Annotated in this window: 17 protein-coding genes; 8 read left to right on the forward strand and 9 right to left on the reverse strand. The window is 51.8% G+C overall.

What is annotated here, in order from left to right; all coding sequences use genetic code 11:
• The first annotated feature begins 103 nt into the window (after positions 1–103).
• The 4 genes from mgsA (at position 104) to FED52_RS13120 (ending at position 2,833) form a co-directional block, all read left to right on the forward strand.
• Positions 104–517, forward strand: a complete 414-nt coding sequence (gene mgsA / locus FED52_RS13105; RefSeq protein ID WP_138860155.1) for a methylglyoxal synthase — start codon at positions 104–106, stop codon at positions 515–517.
• 129 nt (positions 518–646) lie between these two features.
• A complete protein-coding gene (locus FED52_RS13110; protein WP_240731273.1) occupies positions 647–1,417 on the forward strand; it encodes a hypothetical protein in 771 nt (256 codons plus the stop codon).
• A 113-nt stretch (positions 1,418–1,530) separates the two neighbouring features.
• Positions 1,531–2,046, forward strand: coding sequence for a YflT domain-containing protein (locus tag FED52_RS13115; RefSeq protein ID WP_138860157.1), 516 nt, complete (start codon positions 1,531–1,533; stop codon positions 2,044–2,046).
• A 13-nt stretch (positions 2,047–2,059) separates the two neighbouring features.
• Entirely contained in the window at positions 2,060–2,833 is a 774-nt protein-coding gene (locus FED52_RS13120) for a YflT domain-containing protein (RefSeq protein ID WP_131471951.1), read from the forward strand.
• 46 nt (positions 2,834–2,879) lie between these two features.
• Here FED52_RS13120 and FED52_RS13125 read toward each other — a convergent pair whose 3' ends face one another.
• From FED52_RS13125 to FED52_RS13135, 3 genes are read right to left on the reverse strand one after another with little or no spacing between them, the layout of a single operon-like run.
• Positions 2,880–3,842 carry a 2-hydroxyacid dehydrogenase gene (locus FED52_RS13125; protein ID WP_138860158.1) on the reverse strand — a complete coding sequence of 321 codons (963 nt, stop codon included), beginning with the start codon at positions 3,840–3,842 and terminating at the stop codon, positions 2,880–2,882.
• Positions 3,843–3,891: 49 nt separating this feature from the next.
• Complete coding sequence (locus FED52_RS13130) at positions 3,892–5,034, reverse strand: YcjF family protein (RefSeq protein WP_138860159.1); 1,143 nt, start codon at positions 5,032–5,034, stop codon at positions 3,892–3,894.
• A gap of 12 nt (positions 5,035–5,046) precedes the next feature.
• Entirely contained in the window at positions 5,047–6,165 is a 1,119-nt protein-coding gene (locus FED52_RS13135) for a GTPase (protein WP_138860160.1), read from the reverse strand.
• Positions 6,166–6,246: 81 nt separating this feature from the next.
• Here FED52_RS13135 and FED52_RS13140 point away from each other — a divergent pair, with 81 nt between their 5' ends.
• Positions 6,247–6,633 carry a VOC family protein gene (locus FED52_RS13140; RefSeq protein WP_034780480.1) on the forward strand — a complete coding sequence of 129 codons (387 nt, stop codon included), beginning with the start codon at positions 6,247–6,249 and terminating at the stop codon, positions 6,631–6,633.
• A 95-nt stretch (positions 6,634–6,728) separates the two neighbouring features.
• Positions 6,729–7,529, forward strand: coding sequence for a formate/nitrite transporter family protein (locus FED52_RS13145; protein ID WP_034780479.1), 801 nt, complete (start codon positions 6,729–6,731; stop codon positions 7,527–7,529).
• Between the two features lie 51 nt (positions 7,530–7,580).
• Here the strand turns inward: FED52_RS13145 and FED52_RS13150 are convergent, their stop codons facing one another.
• Positions 7,581–9,044 (reverse strand): alanine/glycine:cation symporter family protein, encoded by a 1,464-nt coding sequence (locus FED52_RS13150; RefSeq protein ID WP_029596374.1) that lies wholly within the window; start codon positions 9,042–9,044, stop codon positions 7,581–7,583.
• A gap of 420 nt (positions 9,045–9,464) precedes the next feature.
• Between FED52_RS13150 and FED52_RS13155 the strand changes: the two genes are divergently transcribed.
• Entirely contained in the window at positions 9,465–10,439 is a 975-nt protein-coding gene (locus tag FED52_RS13155; RefSeq protein ID WP_138860161.1) for a hypothetical protein, read from the forward strand.
• A 51-nt stretch (positions 10,440–10,490) separates the two neighbouring features.
• Here FED52_RS13155 and FED52_RS13915 read toward each other — a convergent pair whose 3' ends face one another.
• The 5 genes from FED52_RS13915 to FED52_RS13175 all read right to left on the reverse strand — a co-directional run bounded on the left by FED52_RS13915 (position 10,491) and on the right by FED52_RS13175 (position 13,904).
• Positions 10,491–10,658 carry a hypothetical protein gene (locus FED52_RS13915; RefSeq protein ID WP_021067950.1) on the reverse strand — a complete coding sequence of 56 codons (168 nt, stop codon included), beginning with the start codon at positions 10,656–10,658 and terminating at the stop codon, positions 10,491–10,493.
• A 1-nt stretch (position 10,659) separates the two neighbouring features.
• Positions 10,660–10,863 (reverse strand): YwbE family protein, encoded by a 204-nt coding sequence (locus tag FED52_RS13160; protein ID WP_021067949.1) that lies wholly within the window; start codon positions 10,861–10,863, stop codon positions 10,660–10,662.
• Between the two features lie 64 nt (positions 10,864–10,927).
• Entirely contained in the window at positions 10,928–11,260 is a 333-nt protein-coding gene (locus FED52_RS13165) for a hypothetical protein (RefSeq protein WP_138860162.1), read from the reverse strand.
• A 49-nt stretch (positions 11,261–11,309) separates the two neighbouring features.
• Complete coding sequence (locus tag FED52_RS13170; RefSeq protein WP_371816329.1) at positions 11,310–13,007, reverse strand: glycoside hydrolase family 13 protein; 1,698 nt, start codon at positions 13,005–13,007, stop codon at positions 11,310–11,312.
• Between the two features lie 141 nt (positions 13,008–13,148).
• The gene (locus FED52_RS13175; RefSeq protein WP_138860163.1) at positions 13,149–13,904 is read right to left on the reverse strand and encodes an alpha/beta hydrolase; all 756 of its coding nucleotides are present in this window, start codon (positions 13,902–13,904) and stop codon (positions 13,149–13,151) included.
• A gap of 387 nt (positions 13,905–14,291) precedes the next feature.
• Between FED52_RS13175 and FED52_RS13180 the strand changes: the two genes are divergently transcribed.
• Entirely contained in the window at positions 14,292–17,798 is a 3,507-nt protein-coding gene (locus FED52_RS13180; protein ID WP_138860164.1) for a DUF8508 domain-containing protein, read from the forward strand.
• The last annotated feature ends 70 nt before the right edge of the window (positions 17,799–17,868 follow it).

Consider the following 17,868-nt stretch of genomic DNA (forward strand, 5'->3'; position numbering starts at 1 on the left):
CAAAACGTTTTTTAGAAAGTGATTCTAGTAAGAAAGAAGTCGTGTCTTTCTCAAGTAAATGTGATACGAATTAAAAGAAGAAGTCTTTTGAGGAGGAATCAAGATGAACATCGCCCTGATTGCCCACGATAAGAAAAAAGATGATTTGATCGTGCTTGTAAAAGCTTATGCCCACGTCTTGCAAAAGCATCAATTGTTCGCGACCGGCACAACCGGGAAGCGCGTCGCCGAAGCGACCGGTTTGCCGGTCCATTGCTTTCAATCCGGTCCGCTGGGCGGGGACCAAGAAATCGGCGCCGCCGTCGCCCGCGGCGAGATGGACATGATTATTTTCTTCCGCGACCCGTTGACGGCCCAGCCACACGAACCCGATGTGAGCGCCTTGATGCGTCTCTGCGACGTGTATTCCATCCCGTTGGCGACGAATATGGGCGGCAGTGAGATTCTCATCCGCAGCATCGAACAAGGTGATTTCGAATCATTGACGCTGTCGCATAACGACCCACCCCCGAAATAATCTAACTATGAGAAGAGAGGAATTTTTCTGAAACTACACGTATCGAACGACCCGGTCGTTCAACAGTTTTACGATCAAGTCCGTACGCATTTAAACGACTTATTAGATGACAAGCAGCAAGCCGATCGCTTGCTCGACAGTTTAGCCGGCTATATTCAACAGGCGGAAAAGAACGGGCAGCCTCTCGAAGGACTCACGAAACAAAACGCGCACGACTATGCTCGATTTTTAATTGAACAACCGGCGACAAACGAAGAATACCAACGTCGCTACCATATGATGATTGAGGCGACGGATGAATTGAAACCTCATGAGAAAGCGCAGGCGAATCGGGAATTCGATTGGGCGATTGAGCGGCTCAACGAAGTTCAAGTCAAGCTCCAGGATGTCGAGATGCGTGATGTCTCCTTTTTAGCCTATACGAAAATTGAGGCAATCAAGTCATCTCGTCGCGTCTGGAATCAATTCGGTTGGCTACTCGGTATGATTTTGGCATTCGCCTACGCCAACTTATTGCTTGTAATGGATGATGTGTTCAGTCTGCGCTTGTTTACGGCACCCGCTACGCCTTACCCGCTCGATTATTTCGGCTTCGTCCTCCCTGTTCTATTGACCGGTGCCATCTTTGGCCTATTGACCCGTTTCCGTCACCACTTCCAAACACTAGGACGACGGATTGTCTTCGCATTGCTCATCATAGCCCTGTACGTCGGTTTCGTGTTATTGACCCAACCCATCTTGTTCGCACTCGGATGGTCGTTCTTGATTCAATTGACACCTGTGTATGCGCTCATCCTGCTTGCGATCAGCGGATTCATGGCCATGTGGACATTGATCGAGTTCGTCTGGAAGAACACGCGGTGCCACCTCGGCAATGAGACGTTAATGATTTATTATTGATCACGCCATTCTCTCTAGGAGATGGCGTTTTTTGTTTGAACCTTTGCTATAACGGAAATTACTAATAGCGTGACGTCGATTTATAAAATAAACGATTATGAAGGAGGCACAACATGTCGGATCGCAAAATTATTGGATTATTCCATAACGAGCAAGAAGTCATGGATAAGGTGAATGAACTCAAGCAAGCTGGGGAAGCCGAGAAAAACATGCACGTCGTAGCCAAGCGGGACGGGGAAATTTCTGCTTTGCGCTACCACACCGAGGTGAACGCCGAATCGGGGATTCGCGATGTCAACTGGTTGGACCGTGTAAAAGCGTTCCTTCACGGCAGTGACCGCATTCGTGATGAATTGCGGAACATGGGACTCAGTGATGCGGAGGCTGAAGAGTATTATACGTCGATCGATGCCGGCAAATTATTGCTTTACATCGACAAACACTCATACGAACGCTATCCGAATATGTATAAGAAAGATAGTGAACTCGACCATGATAAAGGGGAAGAAGCAGATGGCATCGCCTTCGACGCGAAGCCGTTCAATGATCACGACGAAGAACCTCGCGGTACGAAAGAGGACCCGATCGTCCGCGGACATTCCGGTCTAGAAGACCACCGGCGATTATAAGGAGGAAACGAAGATGAGTGAGAAACGGTTTATCAGCATGTATGACACACAGGACGCGGCACTCGGAAAAGTCGAGGAGTTGCGTGCGAAGGGCTATAAAGACTCAGACATCTATGTCGTCGCCAAACATGAAGATAACGTCTCGATTTTGCGTCGTCAAACGGACGTCCATACCGAAGCAGCACACCACGCCGGCTGGTTTGATAAGGTACGGGCTTTCTTGAGCGGACATGAGGATGTCCATGCCGGACTTCGCAATATGGGCTTGAGCGAGGACGAGGTGAAGCGCCACTACAGCGATGTCGAGGCTGGAAAGATTTTAATCTATGTGGATGAAGACTTCGAGCGTCGTCATAATGAAGGGCTGACGATCGATTCGTCACCTTATACCGACTCGAGACACGATACGAGTCACCAAGGCCACCATACGGCCGATGGGCTTGAAATCGATTCGACGCCGTATAATGATCCGAAATCTGACACGACCCGTTCGACCCGCTCAGATCATCACACTTCCGATGGTGTGGAGATTGATTCGGAGCCATATAATGACCCGAAACATCGTGACGCGAACCGGGACGATCGCCATACGTCTGATGGTGTAGAAATCGATTCGAAACCCTTCAACGAATCGACGGCCGACAATCCAAACCGGGCCGTCGACCCCGAGCAGGACATATTGGATAAAAAATCCGAGTTGACTGACCGTGAGAACAAGTTGCGTGGACTCGATGACCGGGCCCTCCGAAACGATTACGAAGATCCAGACAATATCCGCCGTTTCTAACCAAGATGCAACAAGGACCTGACCACAACCCGGTCAGGTCCTTGTTTTACGTTAATCGGTTTTTCGGCTCTTCTCCTTCGAGCACGTTCACGATGGCTTCCCGATTGAGCGCCATCATGGCAAGCCTTGTCTTGATGGAGGCGCTGCCGATATGCGGCAACGTCGTCACGTTCGGGAGCGTCAAGAGTGGATGGTCCATCGCCACCGGTTCTTTAGCGAACACATCAAGTCCCGCCGCCCAAATCCGCCGTTCCTTCAGTGCTTCATAGAGCGCCGTCTCATCGATAATCTCGCCACGAGCGACGTTGATGAAGACCGCTGTCTCTTTCATTTTCGCGAACTGCTCTGCGCCTAACATCCCACGTGTCTCTTCGGTGAGCGGCGCGAGGACGACGACGAAGTCGGACTGTTCGAGCAACCCGTCGAGTTCCGCATAGACGAAGCCATACATCGATTCCGATTCATGGCGACGCGTCCGATTATGGTACAACACATCCATGTCGAAGCCGCGGGCCCGACGTGCGACTGCTTCCCCGATTCGACCCATGCCGATGATCCCGAGTTTGGCCCGGTACAAGTCCATCCCGACGTAACCCATCGGCGTCCACGATTTCCATTCGCCGTCTCGTAAATCGCGTTCTGCTTCCCCGAGCCGACGTGCCGTCATCATCATCAATCCGAACGCGAGATCGGCCGTCGTCTCTGTCAACACGTCCGGCGTGTTCGTCACGACGATGCCGCGTTCCTTGGCCGCTCCAATATCGATATTGTTATAGCCAACCGCCAAGTTCGAGATGACTTCGAGTTGCGAGGCCTGTTCAATCACTTCCCGGTCGATTGTATCACTGAGCATCGTCCAGAGCGCATGCGCTGACGCCGCTTCTTTCAACAAGACGTCGCGCGGGACGCTCTTCGCTTCTTCTTCCCACATGCGGACCTCGTACTTGTCTCGCAGTGGCGCCACTGCTTCTTCCGGTAACCGTCTCGTAATGTAAATGCGTTTCTTCATTCCGTCTCCCCCTATGTCTTGTCTCGACCAGTTTATCAAACGTGTCGAATCAAGGTTTCTTTTTCGTTACTGGATTTTGCTCCATGAACTGCTCGAATAGCGAGCCGAAGTCACTGTTGAGCAGTTGCTCGATTGTTTTCGATGAGTCCATCGCGTTCCGGTACGCAACTTCGTTGATGGCGAGCCCGATCGCCCAGGTGATGCCTGACGCGACAGTCGCATTGATGACACTCGCGGCGGCGTTTGCCCCTGGGAAGAACTTCATGACGTTCAATAAAATCGTCTTCGAGAGCGCCCGACCGATTTGAGGGATGATGGTGCTCCCAATCAGCGTCTTCAACATATCGTCATTCGCTTTCACACCCCAATAACGGAACAAGTGAACACTCATCGTCACTTGAATCGGCGTGAGCGCGATCGCATCGGCGAATGGGAGCGGGACCGCCGCCGCCGTCCCGGCACTGGCGACATAACCCGAGATGATCCGGTTCGCTTTCTTCCGTTTCAGCTTGAGCATCGCCTCGCTCTCTGCGTGAATCTCCATGAGCAGTCCTTCTTGGAGCGATTGGTCGAGTTGTTCGACAGACCAGGTGACGAGACGCTCCCAATCGAGATGGTTCCGAAGTTCTTGGTCATTCAACAGCTCTTCAGCGACACTGACTTGGAACACGGCCTGTTCCGGGACAACGTCCACTAACTCGTTTCGGAGCGCCATCAGTTCATCTAGGTCGACTTGATCGATTTGCGTCAACAAGACCGCGACCGACGTCGCTTCGTTCAATTGTTTGATGAGCGCCCGATCAAGCGGCGTGACCCGTTTCATCGAGGCGTTGATGGCATACCAGACAAGATGAATTTGTTCGGCCGCCCCTTTCGTCTGGGCCCGTTCGACGAAACCGATGACTTCATCAGCATATGCTTGTTGCCGGGCACTCCCAATCTCATACCCTTCACTGTCATAAAGCACGATGGCGATGTCGTCGCTCATGAACTGATGGATCCCGCGCGTCACCGGCTCGCCGGCGGCGACTTTCGTCAAGTCACGACCGAAGACGTGGTTGACGACGGAACTCTTGCCCGACCCGGTCGCTCCCGCGATCAAGATGTTCGGTTTTTTTACTTTTCCGCGCAACCGGTCGAGTTCTTCTTTTAAGTCATACGTATCCAAATTGAATGGGACTTTTTTCTCCATGTCAGTTCCTCCTCATTGATTGAGCGTTCGGCCAAGCCGTCGCATCTCTTCCTCGAAACCACGGCGCACATCCAGCTCAATCGTCTGTTTGACCAACTCGTATTGCTGATCGACAGCTTTTTTGATACCTCGCTCCGCCGTCCTCCGTTTGAACGCCCAATAGATGAAGTGGACGCCCGGGATCATCCCGAGCACCATCTTCCGAACGGTGCGATTGAATGAATAGTCAAACCCGAGCTCGACCCGGCGTGTTTTGAACACAAGGTCAGACGGGGCACCGACGAGCGGATAACGCTCCATCAGTTGAATGTAGTGACGAACACCTTGGGCCATCGCGGCCTCTGTGGTCTCGGCGGCCGCTTCGAGTGTTTGTTCCAAGTCTTTTTCGATTTGGCGGGCTTTCCAGCTGATCATCACTTGCGGGGTGATCATGCGGATTGTTTCAGCCGAACGATAGCTTCGGGCGCGCCACGCCTCTAACTCGGTCAATAAATGACGCGTCAAGTTGTGTGGCAGTTTTCGTTCGACGTCTTTCCAGAGGTTGGTCCGATTACGTTGCCACACTGCCTCATATCCGATATGCGGCACGACTTGTCCACCGAGCAACTTCTTTTCGACACTGTTGACGCGAATCATCGCATCCCGTGAAATTCCGAGCTCACGCATGAGGACTGCTTCCATCGCCTCCGCCTTCTCGACGTTCATCGCACTGTCCGGGTTATAGTTCGTCAAGATGATCGTGACGTTGCTTCGTTTCGCATAGAGCGGTTTTAAAATGGCTTCTAACTCGTACGCCTCGACGCGTCCCGAGTTGATGGACAGTAAGTAATAGATCGTATGGAACCAATCGGCGATATCGAGTGCACCTTCCCGTTGATTGACGATGGACAATACCGCCTCATGCCATTCGTCGGATCGGTCCGCCTCAAGTCCCCATGTATCGAAGAAACGGAACAAGATGCCTCGCTCAAGGTCATAGTATTCATATTCATGCAGCCCTTCCGCCGTCACTGGGCTGCCGGCACGTGACTCGGCCACATCACGCCCGTAAATATAATTTAAAAAAGCGCTCTTGCCGACCCCGGTCTTCCCCGCAATCAATATGTTCGAGACAAGCCCCGTGTTGTCCATATGGTTCCCCCTGCATTCGTTATATAATAACCATTATACTAAACGGACAAATTTGAAACGTCCGACGGAAGGATGAGACCGATGTTACATCATGTCGAACTGTACGTTTCTGATTTGAACAAGAGCCTCATGGCGTGGGACTGGCTCCTCACTGAGCTCGGCTATACCGTCTACCAACAATGGGAAGAAGGAAGGAGTTATCGTTTCGGCGATACGTATCTCGTCTTCGTCCAAACCGAGGCCGATTATCTCGAGCCGCCGTACCATCGCAAGAAGACCGGGTTGAACCATCTCGCCTTCCACGCCGAGTCGATTGAGCAACTCGTAAGTTTCCGTGAAGAACTGACACAGCACGGATTCACCGAGCTCTACGCCGATCGGTTCCCGCACGCCGGAGGACCGTCCTACACCGCGCTTTACTTTGAAGATCCGGACCGGATGAAAGTCGAACTCGTGGCAACGATGTGAACAGTTGGAACGGCTTTCAAAAAAGTTTGTGAAAACAATTGCAAACTTTTTGTAGACCTCCTAGACTTAAGTTGTCTAAAGGAGGCCGTGTTCAAATGGAAAAACAAGCTGTCGAGTATATGGAAGAAGCCGCCTATAAAAAAGCGACGTTGTTGCGTCACGCGTTCGGTCACTACGCACTCCGCTCCATCGTCGCCGGTTTTCTGATTGGAATTGGGGTCGTCTTTGCCTTCTCCGTCGGAAACATGTTCATCGATGTGCCAGGAACGATGCTGTTCGCGGGGATGAGTTTCTCGGTTGCCCTCGTCTTCATTGTTTGGACGGGCGGAGAGCTGTTCACGAGCAATACGATGTATTTGTATACGGGCGCGAAACGCGGACGTGTCGACTGGCGCGATTTAACGGCCGTATGGGGCATCAGCTGGCTCGGTAACTTGGTCGGTGCGCTCATCCTCGTCGGGCTCGTCATCGGTGCCCATAGCATGGGCGATGTCAGTGCCGACCACCTGTTATCGGTCGTCGCCGCGAAAAAAATGGGCGGAGACGTACTCGCGATTTTCTTGAAAGGGATTTTGTGCAACATCCTCGTCTGTATCGCTATCTTTATGCCGTTGAAGACGAAAAATGACGTTGCGAAGATTATGCTCACGATGCTCCCGGTCGTCGTCTTTTTCGCCGCCGGTTTCGAGCACTCGATTGCCAATATGGGCATCTTCGGGCTCGCGCTCTATTACGCCCCATCTGAGGCGATCAATCTCGGGCTGGCGTTGAACAATCTCGTGTTTGCCACGCTTGGCAACATCGTCGGAGGCGCTTTGTTCGTCGCCGGGACGTACGTCCATTTGAACGCGAAACCTGCCGAGAAAAATATTGAATCGATCCGTCAAAACGCATAAAAAGACAGGGGCCCCGATGCGCAGGGCCCCTGTTGTTGCACATTGAACGAATTAACCTTTTGTCGTATCGGCAGCAGCCGCTTGGACTGCACCTTGTGCGACTTCTTCTTCTTCGACGTCCCAACATTCCGTGTTCTCGATGCCGAGTTTACGGGCCGAGAAGCGTGGGTTGAGCCCTTGGGCACGCTGCTCTTCGTAGTCGCGAAGGACTTTGAAGGCGACGCCACCGAGTAACGTGATGGCTGCAATGTTGATTAACGTCATCCCTGCCATGAACAAGTCAGCCAAGCTCCAGACGAAGCCGAGGCTTGCGACCGCTCCGATGAAGACGAACGCCATTGTCGCAAGGCGGAAACCAAGAACTGCGTTTTTGCTCTTCTTGATGAACTCGATGTTTGTTTCACCGTAGTAGTAGCTACCTGCGATTGAACTGAAGGCGAACAAGAAGACACTGACAGCGACGAACGCTGGCGCCCATGATCCGATTTGTTCGCTCAATGCATTTTGAAGCATGACGATTCCTTCTCCGTTACCGGCAGCATAGCTGTCTGAGAGGAGGATGATGGCCGCTGTTGCCGTACAGACGATCAACGTGTCCAAGAAGACGCCGAGCGCTTGAAGGAAACCTTGTTTCGCTGGGTGTGAAACTTCTGCGGCTGCTGCCGCGTTTGGTGCCGAACCCATACCTGCTTCGTTCGAGAAGAGACCGCGACGTACACCCATCGAGATGGCTGCTCCGACCGATCCACCGAACGCTTGCTCAAGACCGAATGCGCTCTGGAAGATCATCGCGAACACGCCTGGGATTTCTGTGATGTTGACGACGACGACATAAGCGGCGATGGCCAAGTACAATCCAGCCATAATCGGTACAACGATTGCCGAGAAGTTGGCGACACGGTGTACACCACCGAAGATGACCAATCCAGTCAAGACGACGAGGATGGCTCCACCGACGACGGCATCGATGCCGAACGCGTTATCAAACGCGGCCGCGATCGTGTTCGATTGCACTGAGTTGAAGATGAGACCGAACGTCACCGCGATTAAGACGGCGAAGACGATACCAAGGGCCCGGTTGTTGAGTCCTTTTTCAATGTAGTATGCTGGACCGCCGCGGTACGCGACGTCATCTTTTACTTTATAGACTTGTGCGAGCGTGCTCTCAATCATCGCTGTCGCTCCACCGAGAAGCGCGACGATCCACATCCAGAAGACCGCTCCTGGTCCACCGACCGTCACGGCGACGGTGACACCGGCCAAGTTACCCGTCCCGATTCGTGTGGCTGCTCCGATGAAGAACGATTTCATTGAACTGATGCTCTTGCTGTCTGTGACCTCCGGTTTTTCAGCGACGACCCGGAACATCTCTTTTAAGTAACGGAACTGCATAAAGCGTGTCCTCACTGTAAAGTAAATCCCGGCTCCGACGAGCGCAACGATGAGAACATACGTCCATAAGATGTTGTTCATGTAATCGACGCTTCCTTGTAACATGCTTTGCACGGCTTCCATAAATAAGTTCCTCCCTGTTGTGTGAATCTAAAGTTGTTAAGATGTTTTATAATGTCTTGTTTTGAATTATACAAAGATTCTGACAATTATCAATAATTTTTTTATAGGTCAGTTCACACTTATTTCATATGTTATATAACAAAAGTTGAGTTATAGCTTTATTTAAAGCGCTTACAAAGTTATCTGAAAGAAATAATAAATCTTTATTTCCCTGCTGTATTTTGACGTCCTCATTCAACTTGTTTCAAACTATTCGCTTTGTGAATAGGTTTTAATGTGAATATTGTTTACATTTCTCATCTCGTTTGAATTATTTCCCTGATTTGCGACTGAACGCTAATTGACCGGGTAATAAATAACTGTAGGTGTGCACCTTCTATAACACCACGTTCAGTCATCACGAGGAAAGAAGGGAACGAGATGAAGAAGCATCGAAAATGGTGGTCACTGTTGTTCGTGCTCATGTTCGTGCTGTCGCTCTTGCCAATGAAAGGAGTCGTTGCGGAAGAAAGTAGTAAACAATGGTGTGTGTCGACGACGTCGAGTACAACGATTTATGCGGGACAAAACATCCCGATTGGTACTGTTGACTTTGAGTTCGTTGCCGATGGGCTGAAAATCGTCATCGATTTGAATGACGGGGTCGTCTTACAGGATGTACCAGAAAACATCAAGATTGATTTCCGTTTAACGACCGAGTCTCTTGAGCGTGGAAGTCCCGGTGCATATGAATTCAAGATCAAATCACTTGTCGACCCGACACAGTTACTGATTCCGTATGCGAATCTCGCCGGTTACCTTGGAGTCACTGAATCCACGCTTTTGTCAGACGAATTCCAATTCAATGTTTTCCTCCACTTGGATACGGTCGTGAACGGTTCGAACGAAACAGCCTATCCGGGTGATCCGGGCGTCGGTACTCCTTGGGTCCGCTACGTCACGTTGACGGTGGAAGAATGTACGCCACCACCGCCACCAACGGACGACTATGATGTGTATACGATCGGTTTCTGGAAAAACACATTCAACTTCGACAAAGTAACGTTCTCGTATGGAACGTTCATTACACTCAACGGCCAAACCTATAGCGTGACTGACGACCGTGAAGCACTCGCCCTGCTCATGGATCCCGCGAAAAGAGGAATGACCGAAGAGAAACGATTGATTATGCAACTGACGGCTGCAAAAATCAACGTCTTGTTAAACGGTACTGATGTGCTCGATCTCGAGCTCGTCTATGCCATAGACAATAGCGAGGTCGGGTTGACCGTCGGTGAATTGCTCGCCGGTGCGGACGCGGCGCTTGCAAGCAAGAACGTTGAACAGATGAAGTACTATCAACAGCTGCTCGACCACTTCAACAATGGCTATTTCATCGGTACGTCACATGACTGAACAAACCTGGACAAACAAAAAAGGCAGTCGCTCATTGTGAGCGGCTGCTTTTTAAACGCCTGTCCGTTTCTTCTGGTTGTTCGGCTTCTTCGTCAACTGGTTCGTCAACGGTTTCTGCTTCGTCCCACGAAGTCCTGTCGGCACTTTCGTCTCGTTTTGTTTCTTTTCAGCGAGTTTTTGCTTCATCGCCTCTTGAAAACTTAATTTCTTTTCAGTCATGTTATTCACCTCCAGCTTCGATCACTTTCACCCGACCGACCTGTCCATCGCTTAAGCGTACTTTAATGCCGTGCGGGTGACGCGGCGAGTTCGTCAAAATGTCTTTGACGACGCCTGACGTCAACTTCCCACTCCGCTGATCTTGTTTTAGGACAATCTGGACGTGGAGCCCTGGGCGAATGTCCGCGCGTTTCGTGCCATCCATACCCGACACCCCTTTCCGTATAGTCAACCTCTATCATATGCTCTTTTCCCGCGTTTGTCACAATCTATTCCACGATGCCGATTTGTCCGACCGTCCTCGTCAAATAACTTTGATCGGTCTCGAATCGGTTCGTCCCCTGTCCCCAATCCGTCTCGACCTCGACGCGGCCTCGTTCGAACGAGATTGTCAAAATCACTCGCCCTGCCTCATTTTGTAATCGAGCCACTCCTTGCAACGCGTGAAAGGCATGGGTCAAATCCCGTGCAAATTGGACATACGCCTCCGTCCGGACCGTCTCGATGACTTGCGCATGGACGAGTCGTAACGTGTCGCGTGACGCTTCCGCGATGACGAACCGGAATGTCGTCTCCTCGTTTCTAATCTCGAAGTGATGCATGATCCCACCTCCTAAAAAAGACACCTTCGACGTGAAGGTGCCTTCTCAATTATAAACGATACAACCTTGCTTCGAACGGCCGCATCATAAACGTTTCCGTCTCAATCGTCTCAGGGTCCATCTCATTCGTCAAGACGAGCGTCGCTTTGTCGAGACCAGGAAGCGTCGCCTCGGCAGGGTTTGCCGTCAAGTTGACGACGACATAAAATGTCTGTTCTTCAAACTTCCGTTCATAGGCGAACACTTGCAGATGGTCCGGCAGCAAATCACGGTAACTGCCGTACGTGAACGTCTCTTCGGCCCGACGAAGACGAATCATCGCCTTGTAGAACGATAGAATCGAGTGGGCATCCTTCGATTGGGCGTCGACGTTAAGCGTCTCATATTCTTCGTGGATCGGCATCCACGGCTTCGTCGTCGAAAAGCCCGCGTTCGGTGACGCGTCCCATTGAATCGGGGTGCGGACGTTGTCGCGCGACGTGCCCCATACGTGTTGCATCGAATCGATTTCGCTCATACCGTTGGCAATCCGTTCGAAATATTCATTTTTTGTCGCCACATCGTCATAGTCATGAATCGAAGGGAGCGGTACGTTTTTCATGCCGATTTCCTGACCTTGATAGATGAACGGCGTCCCGTGCATGAAGAAGTACATCATGCCAAGGGCGGTCGCGCTTTCGCGCCAGTAATGGTTCTCATCCCCAACGAGCGAGACGGCGCGCACCATGTCGTGGTTCTCGATATAGAGAGCGTTCCATCCCGTCTCGAGCAGGCCTTGTTGCCACTTGTCAAAAATCCGCTTCAGCTTGACGACATCGAGCGGAGCCAGGCGTGACTTGCGCATGATGTCGACGTGGTCGAAATGGAACGCCATGTTCATCGCCCCGTTTTCCGGTCCCATCCACAAATCGGCCGCTTGTGGCTCAATTCCGTTCGTCTCACCGACCGTCATGATGTCGTACTTGGCGAATGTCGCTTGTTTCATCTCTTGCAGATAGTCGTGGATACCCTCGATGTTCGAATACATGGAGAACGCCGTGACGTACGGTTTCCCGTCTGGAGACGGCAACATCGTCTCAGTTGGCATCTTCTTGATGTGACTGATCGCGTCGACTCGGAATCCGTCGATTCCTTTGTCGAGCCACCAGTTGATCATGTCATAGACGGCGCCACGCACTTCTTCATTTTCCCAGTTCAAGTCTGGCTGTTTTTTAGAGAAGACGTGCAAATAATATTGCTCGGTCGTTTCATCGTATTCCCAAGCCGAGCCCCCAAAGATACTCGCCCAGTTGTTCGGAGGTGCCTCATCCGTTCCGTCACGCCAGATGTACCAGTCCCGCTTCGGGTCGTGTCTCGAACTTTTTGATTCGACGAACCATGGATGCTCGTCAGAGGTATGGTTGACGACAAGGTCTAACAGTAATTTCATTCCACGGGCGTGGACTGCTTTGAGCAACGCATCAAAGTCTTCCATCGTTCCGAACTCTTCCATAATGTCTTCATAGTCCGAGATATCATATCCGTTATCATCGTTCGGAGACTTATACATCGGACAAATCCAAATCACATCGATCCCCAGGTCTTCTAAGTAATCCAGCTTGTCAATGATACCGCGGAGATCGCCGATTCCATCTCCGTTCGAATCTTTAAAGCTACGCGGGTAAATCTGATATGCGATCGCTTCTTTCCACCACGTGCGGGTGACCGTTTTCTGCTTCTCTTGTTGTCTACTGACCATCGACTCCATACGCCGCTTGCCTCCTACATCTCATCATTTATATTTTATATACTTGAACAGCAATACCTGTTTCAGGATGAATCTAATCCTAGAATAGCACTTGTGCAAGCGTTTGCAAATAATCACATATAAAAAAATGCAGTCCGAGGACTACATTTTAGAGATGGTCGCGACTTGTTCACAGAACGCACCGATGACGTCGGCCAACCGCTCGCGATCATAATCCATCGTGGCCACATGGTACGAGCGTTCGAGCACTTCCCGTTGTTTCGGTGCTTGTACTTGTTCGTAGAGCCATACCGAATCTTCTGGAGGGACCACATTGTCGATGGCGGAATGGATGACGCACGTTGGGACGGCCACCTCAGCTACCATCGGGCGCACCTCCTCGATGAGCGCGAGCAGTTCACGGATGGCTGACGTCGGGACTTTGTCATAGACGATCTCATACACGCCCGGTGCACAGATGTCCGGTTCATCTTCATCGATGAAGCGACAGACATCATCTGTGGCGTGACAGGCATAGCCCGGGACCGACAACGCCGCATTGATGGTGACGATCGCATCGGCATGACCGGACAAGGCCGCCTTCATCGCCAGCGTTCCACCCATCGACTGCCCGACGACGATGACGTGTCGACATCGCTCGCGCAAGAGACGGATGCCGGCTTCCATCGACTCGTACCAGCAACGGCGCGTCGAGTGCCGGAACTCTTCCGGGTCCGTCCCATGTCCTTTGAGCCGAGGCGCATAGACGGTGAATCCTTTCTCCATCAAGGCGATCCCGACATCACGCACACTTTGAGGCGTCCCGTTAAAGCCGTGACACAATAAGATTCCTATTTCATTTCCTTCATAATAAAACGCGCCCGCTCCCGGGATGACCGGATAAGTAATTGTCGTCATTCGTTTCCTCCCTATTTAATCCACAGTTAACCGATATACTTAATTGTATTAATGAATTGTAAGAGTTGGACGACGTCCCGTCAACCCGATTGACCTCTGCCTTGTTTTCTTCTGGTCTGTAATCAAACTGTAATATGAACTTCGCAATAAGTGGATTGAGTTCTGACGTCTGCTTGGTTATGTTTAACATGTAGTTGAAAAGTTGGTAAATGATAGTGGAATCCGTCAATCGATGGAGGGAATATGAACGCATCTTCCTTACCTCAAGTCGAGTGATGTAAGCGCTATCATTTCGTTTTGACCTAAAGGGGGCATCCGCTCAAGCAAGTGACCACACGAACTGGGACATCGTATCGGCCATCTACATAATCAAAGGGAGACTAACACATGGGGAAATTACAAGCACGTTCATTCAAACAAATGACCGGCCTCGCTTTATCGGCTGGACTCATCGTCAGCAGCATGACGCCGATTGCGGCAAACGTACACGCAGAGACGTTGAACGCTACAGATTTATTCATTTCGGAATATGTTGAAGGCTCTAGCAACAATAAAGCGATCGAACTGTTCAATGGAACGAATACGGCCATCGACCTCTCGGCCTATAAACTTGAACTGTATTCAAACGGCGGGACGGCTCCAGGCACGACCCTCAATTTGACAGGTACGCTCGAGCCAGGTGGCACGTATGTCATCGTCAACGCCAACGCGAGCGATGCCTTGAAAGCGAAGTCGAACACGACAAGCGGTGTGACGAACTTTAACGGCGATGACACGCTCGTCTTGAAAAAAGGCGACACGGTGCTCGACGTCTTCGGTCAAGTCGGATTCGATCCGGGTACGAAATGGGGAACTAGCGTCGCCACGGCTGACCAGTCGTTGGTTCGAAAAGATACGGTCACGACAGGGGATGCGAACGGCGCCGATGCGTTCGACCCGGCCACTGAATGGAACACACAACCAATCGATACGTTCACGAACCTCGGAGCCCACACGTTCCAAGGCGTCGAATACGGCGATGGCGGTACGGTAGAACCACCGGCGCCGGTCACTCCGATCTCGATCAGTGACGCCCGTACGAAAGCCGAAGGTAAAACGGTCACGATTAAAGGCGTCGTCACGGCGAAACTGGCCAACACGATTTCGATTCAAGATGCGACAGGCGGTCTCTCGGTCCGTCCGACGTCACTCGCCGTCAACGTCGGGGATGAAGTCGTCGTCACGGGTGCAATCGGTTCGTATCGTGAACTGCTTCAATTGAACAGCGCCGTCGTCGTTTCAAAACAAGCGGCGAGCGTCCCGGCTGCGCAAGTTCTCACTGGCGAACAGATCAATGAGGACGTCGAGTCTGAACTCGTCACCGTCAATAACGTCACGCTCTCGGGCAGTGGTCAAAACTTGACGGCCACAGACGGAACGAAAGAATTCGTCGTGCGCGATGAGCGCGGCATTCTCGATTTACAGACGGACGTCAACTACTCGTCAATCACAGGAATCGTGCAACAGTTCGATAACACGTATCAAATCATCCCGCGTGACGTATCTGACACGGTCATCGACGCGTCGGTACTCCGTCCGGCAACTGCGAAGCCAGGTGCGGGCACGTTCGTCGGTCCACAAGACGTGACACTCTCGACGACGACAGCGGGCGCTGACATCTATTACACGCTCGACGGGTCGGACCCGAAAGTGAACGGTACGCTTTATACATCACCAGTCCGCATTGAAGAAACGAAGACGCTCAAAGTGGCCGTCAAATCAGGTGATTCGTTCAGCGCCGTGACGACGTTCGACTATAAAATCACGGACAAGATCCGCATCCACGACATTCAAGGCGCGAGCCATACGTCGCCGATGAACGGACAGACGGTCGAAGGTGTCGAAGGAATCGTCACGTACTCGTTCGTCTCGAACGGAACGACGTATTACTACATTCAAACACCTGACATGGAAGCGGACCAAGACGCACGCACGTCAGAAGGAATCATCTTGTATGGCGGCCGTTCGATCGCCGGCATTCAAGTCGGAGACCTCGTCAGCGTGAAAGGTCTCGTCAGCGAGTACGCCATCGAAGGATATAGCGACCGTCAACAGACGGACATGAAGATGACGCAAATCGATACACGTAACGGTGGTGTTGACGTCATCAAGAGCGGTGTCGCCCTCCCGACGCCAGTGAAAATCGACGAGTCGAACTTGCCGACCGAGTTCATCGACAGCGACGCCCTCGCCGTCTTCAACCCGGACAAAGACGCCATCGACTTCTGGGAGAGCCTTGAAGGGATGCGCGTCGAGACGGGCAACCTTAAATCTGTCTCCCCACAACAATACGGCGACCTCGTGACCGTGCTCGAAGGAACACCCACGGAGACGTTCAACGGTGGTGTGCTTCTTAAAAAAGATGACGCCAACCCGGAACGGATCCAATTCCGTCTCGAACCAAACGTGGAAGCGCGTGAATTCGATGTCGCGACCGGTGACCGATTCAACGGCCCGATCGTCGGAATCGTCGGATACTCGTTCGGAAACTACAAGATTCAAGCCTCACTCGACGAAATGAAAGCCGCCTTCGTCAAAGGCGATGCCAAGCGCGAGACGACGTTCATCGAAGCCGAAGAGGACAAATTGACGATCGCCTCTTACAACCTCGAGAACTTCTCGAACAACGTGAAGGAAACATCGGATGAGAAGGCACTTAAACTCGCGAAAGCGTTCGTCGAGGAATTGAACAGCCCGGACATCATCGGCGTGACCGAGGTTCAAGACAACAACGGTGAGGGCACAGGCGATTCTGCGGCCGACCAAAGCTATCAACGCTTGATTGACAATATCGTCTCGATCGGCGGCAAATCGTACAAGTACGTCAACATCGACCCAGAAAACAACAAAGATGGCGGTGCACCGAACGCCAACATCCGTGTCGGCTTCTTGTATGACCCGGAACGTGTCTCGCTCACAGAAGGCATCCCTGCCGGTGACGCAACGACAGCTGTCGGTTATGAGAACGGCAAGTTGACGCACAACCCGGGCCGCATCGACCCGCTCAACCCGGCGTTCAACAGCTCACGTAAACCGCTCGCGGCGCAATTCGACTTCCAAGGCGAGAACGTCGTCGTCATCGCCAACCACTGGAACTCGAAAGGTGGCGACACGGGCGTCTTCGGCTCAAAACAGCCGGTCGTGCTCGGTAGTGAAGTCCAACGGAAACAAATCGCTCAAATCGTCCATGATTTCGTCGCTGACGTGAAGACGGACAACCCGGACGCGAACGTCGTCGCCCTCGGTGACTTTAACGACTTCGAGTTCTCAGACGCGATGCAAATCTTCAAAGGCGACTTGATGACGAACATGGTCGAGAAAGTCCCGGCCGTCGACCGTTACTCGTACGTCTATCAAGGGAACTCGCAAGTGCTCGACCATATCCTCGTGTCGAACCGTTTAGCGGCGACGACCGAAATCGATATGATTCACGTCAACGCTGATTTCACGGAGATGTCGGGCCGCGCCAGTGACCACGACCCGGTCCTCGCACAAATCGATCTCACTCCGGAGCCAGAAGTGGAATTGACGCGTTACACAGTCGAGAACAACAAGGCGGCACGCCTCGTCCTCCAAGATGACTTCATCGGCGTGACAATCGGCAAAGGCACGAACTTCAAGAACGGCATCTTTGTACGCGGCGCCTACACGGAATTGACAGGTGACCCGCTCAAAAACGTCGTCGTTCAAGTGAAACCGAAAGAAGCCGGTGCCATCATCGACTTCAAAGGCGCCATCGTCAAAGAAGTGATTGTCGATGGAACGAACCTTGCGGAAATCCGCGGGGCAGAGAATGTGAAACGAATCAGCTACACGAAAGGCGCATCCGCTAACACGGTCGTCATCAAAAAATAACGATTGAATCGAATACGCAAGCCGCAGACAGATTGTCTGCGGCCTTTTGCGTTTTCATTCGTGAAATTCG

This window comes from Exiguobacterium mexicanum, from assembly GCF_005960665.1.
In the GTDB taxonomy this organism is placed as follows: domain Bacteria; phylum Bacillota; class Bacilli; order Exiguobacteriales; family Exiguobacteriaceae; genus Exiguobacterium; species Exiguobacterium mexicanum_A.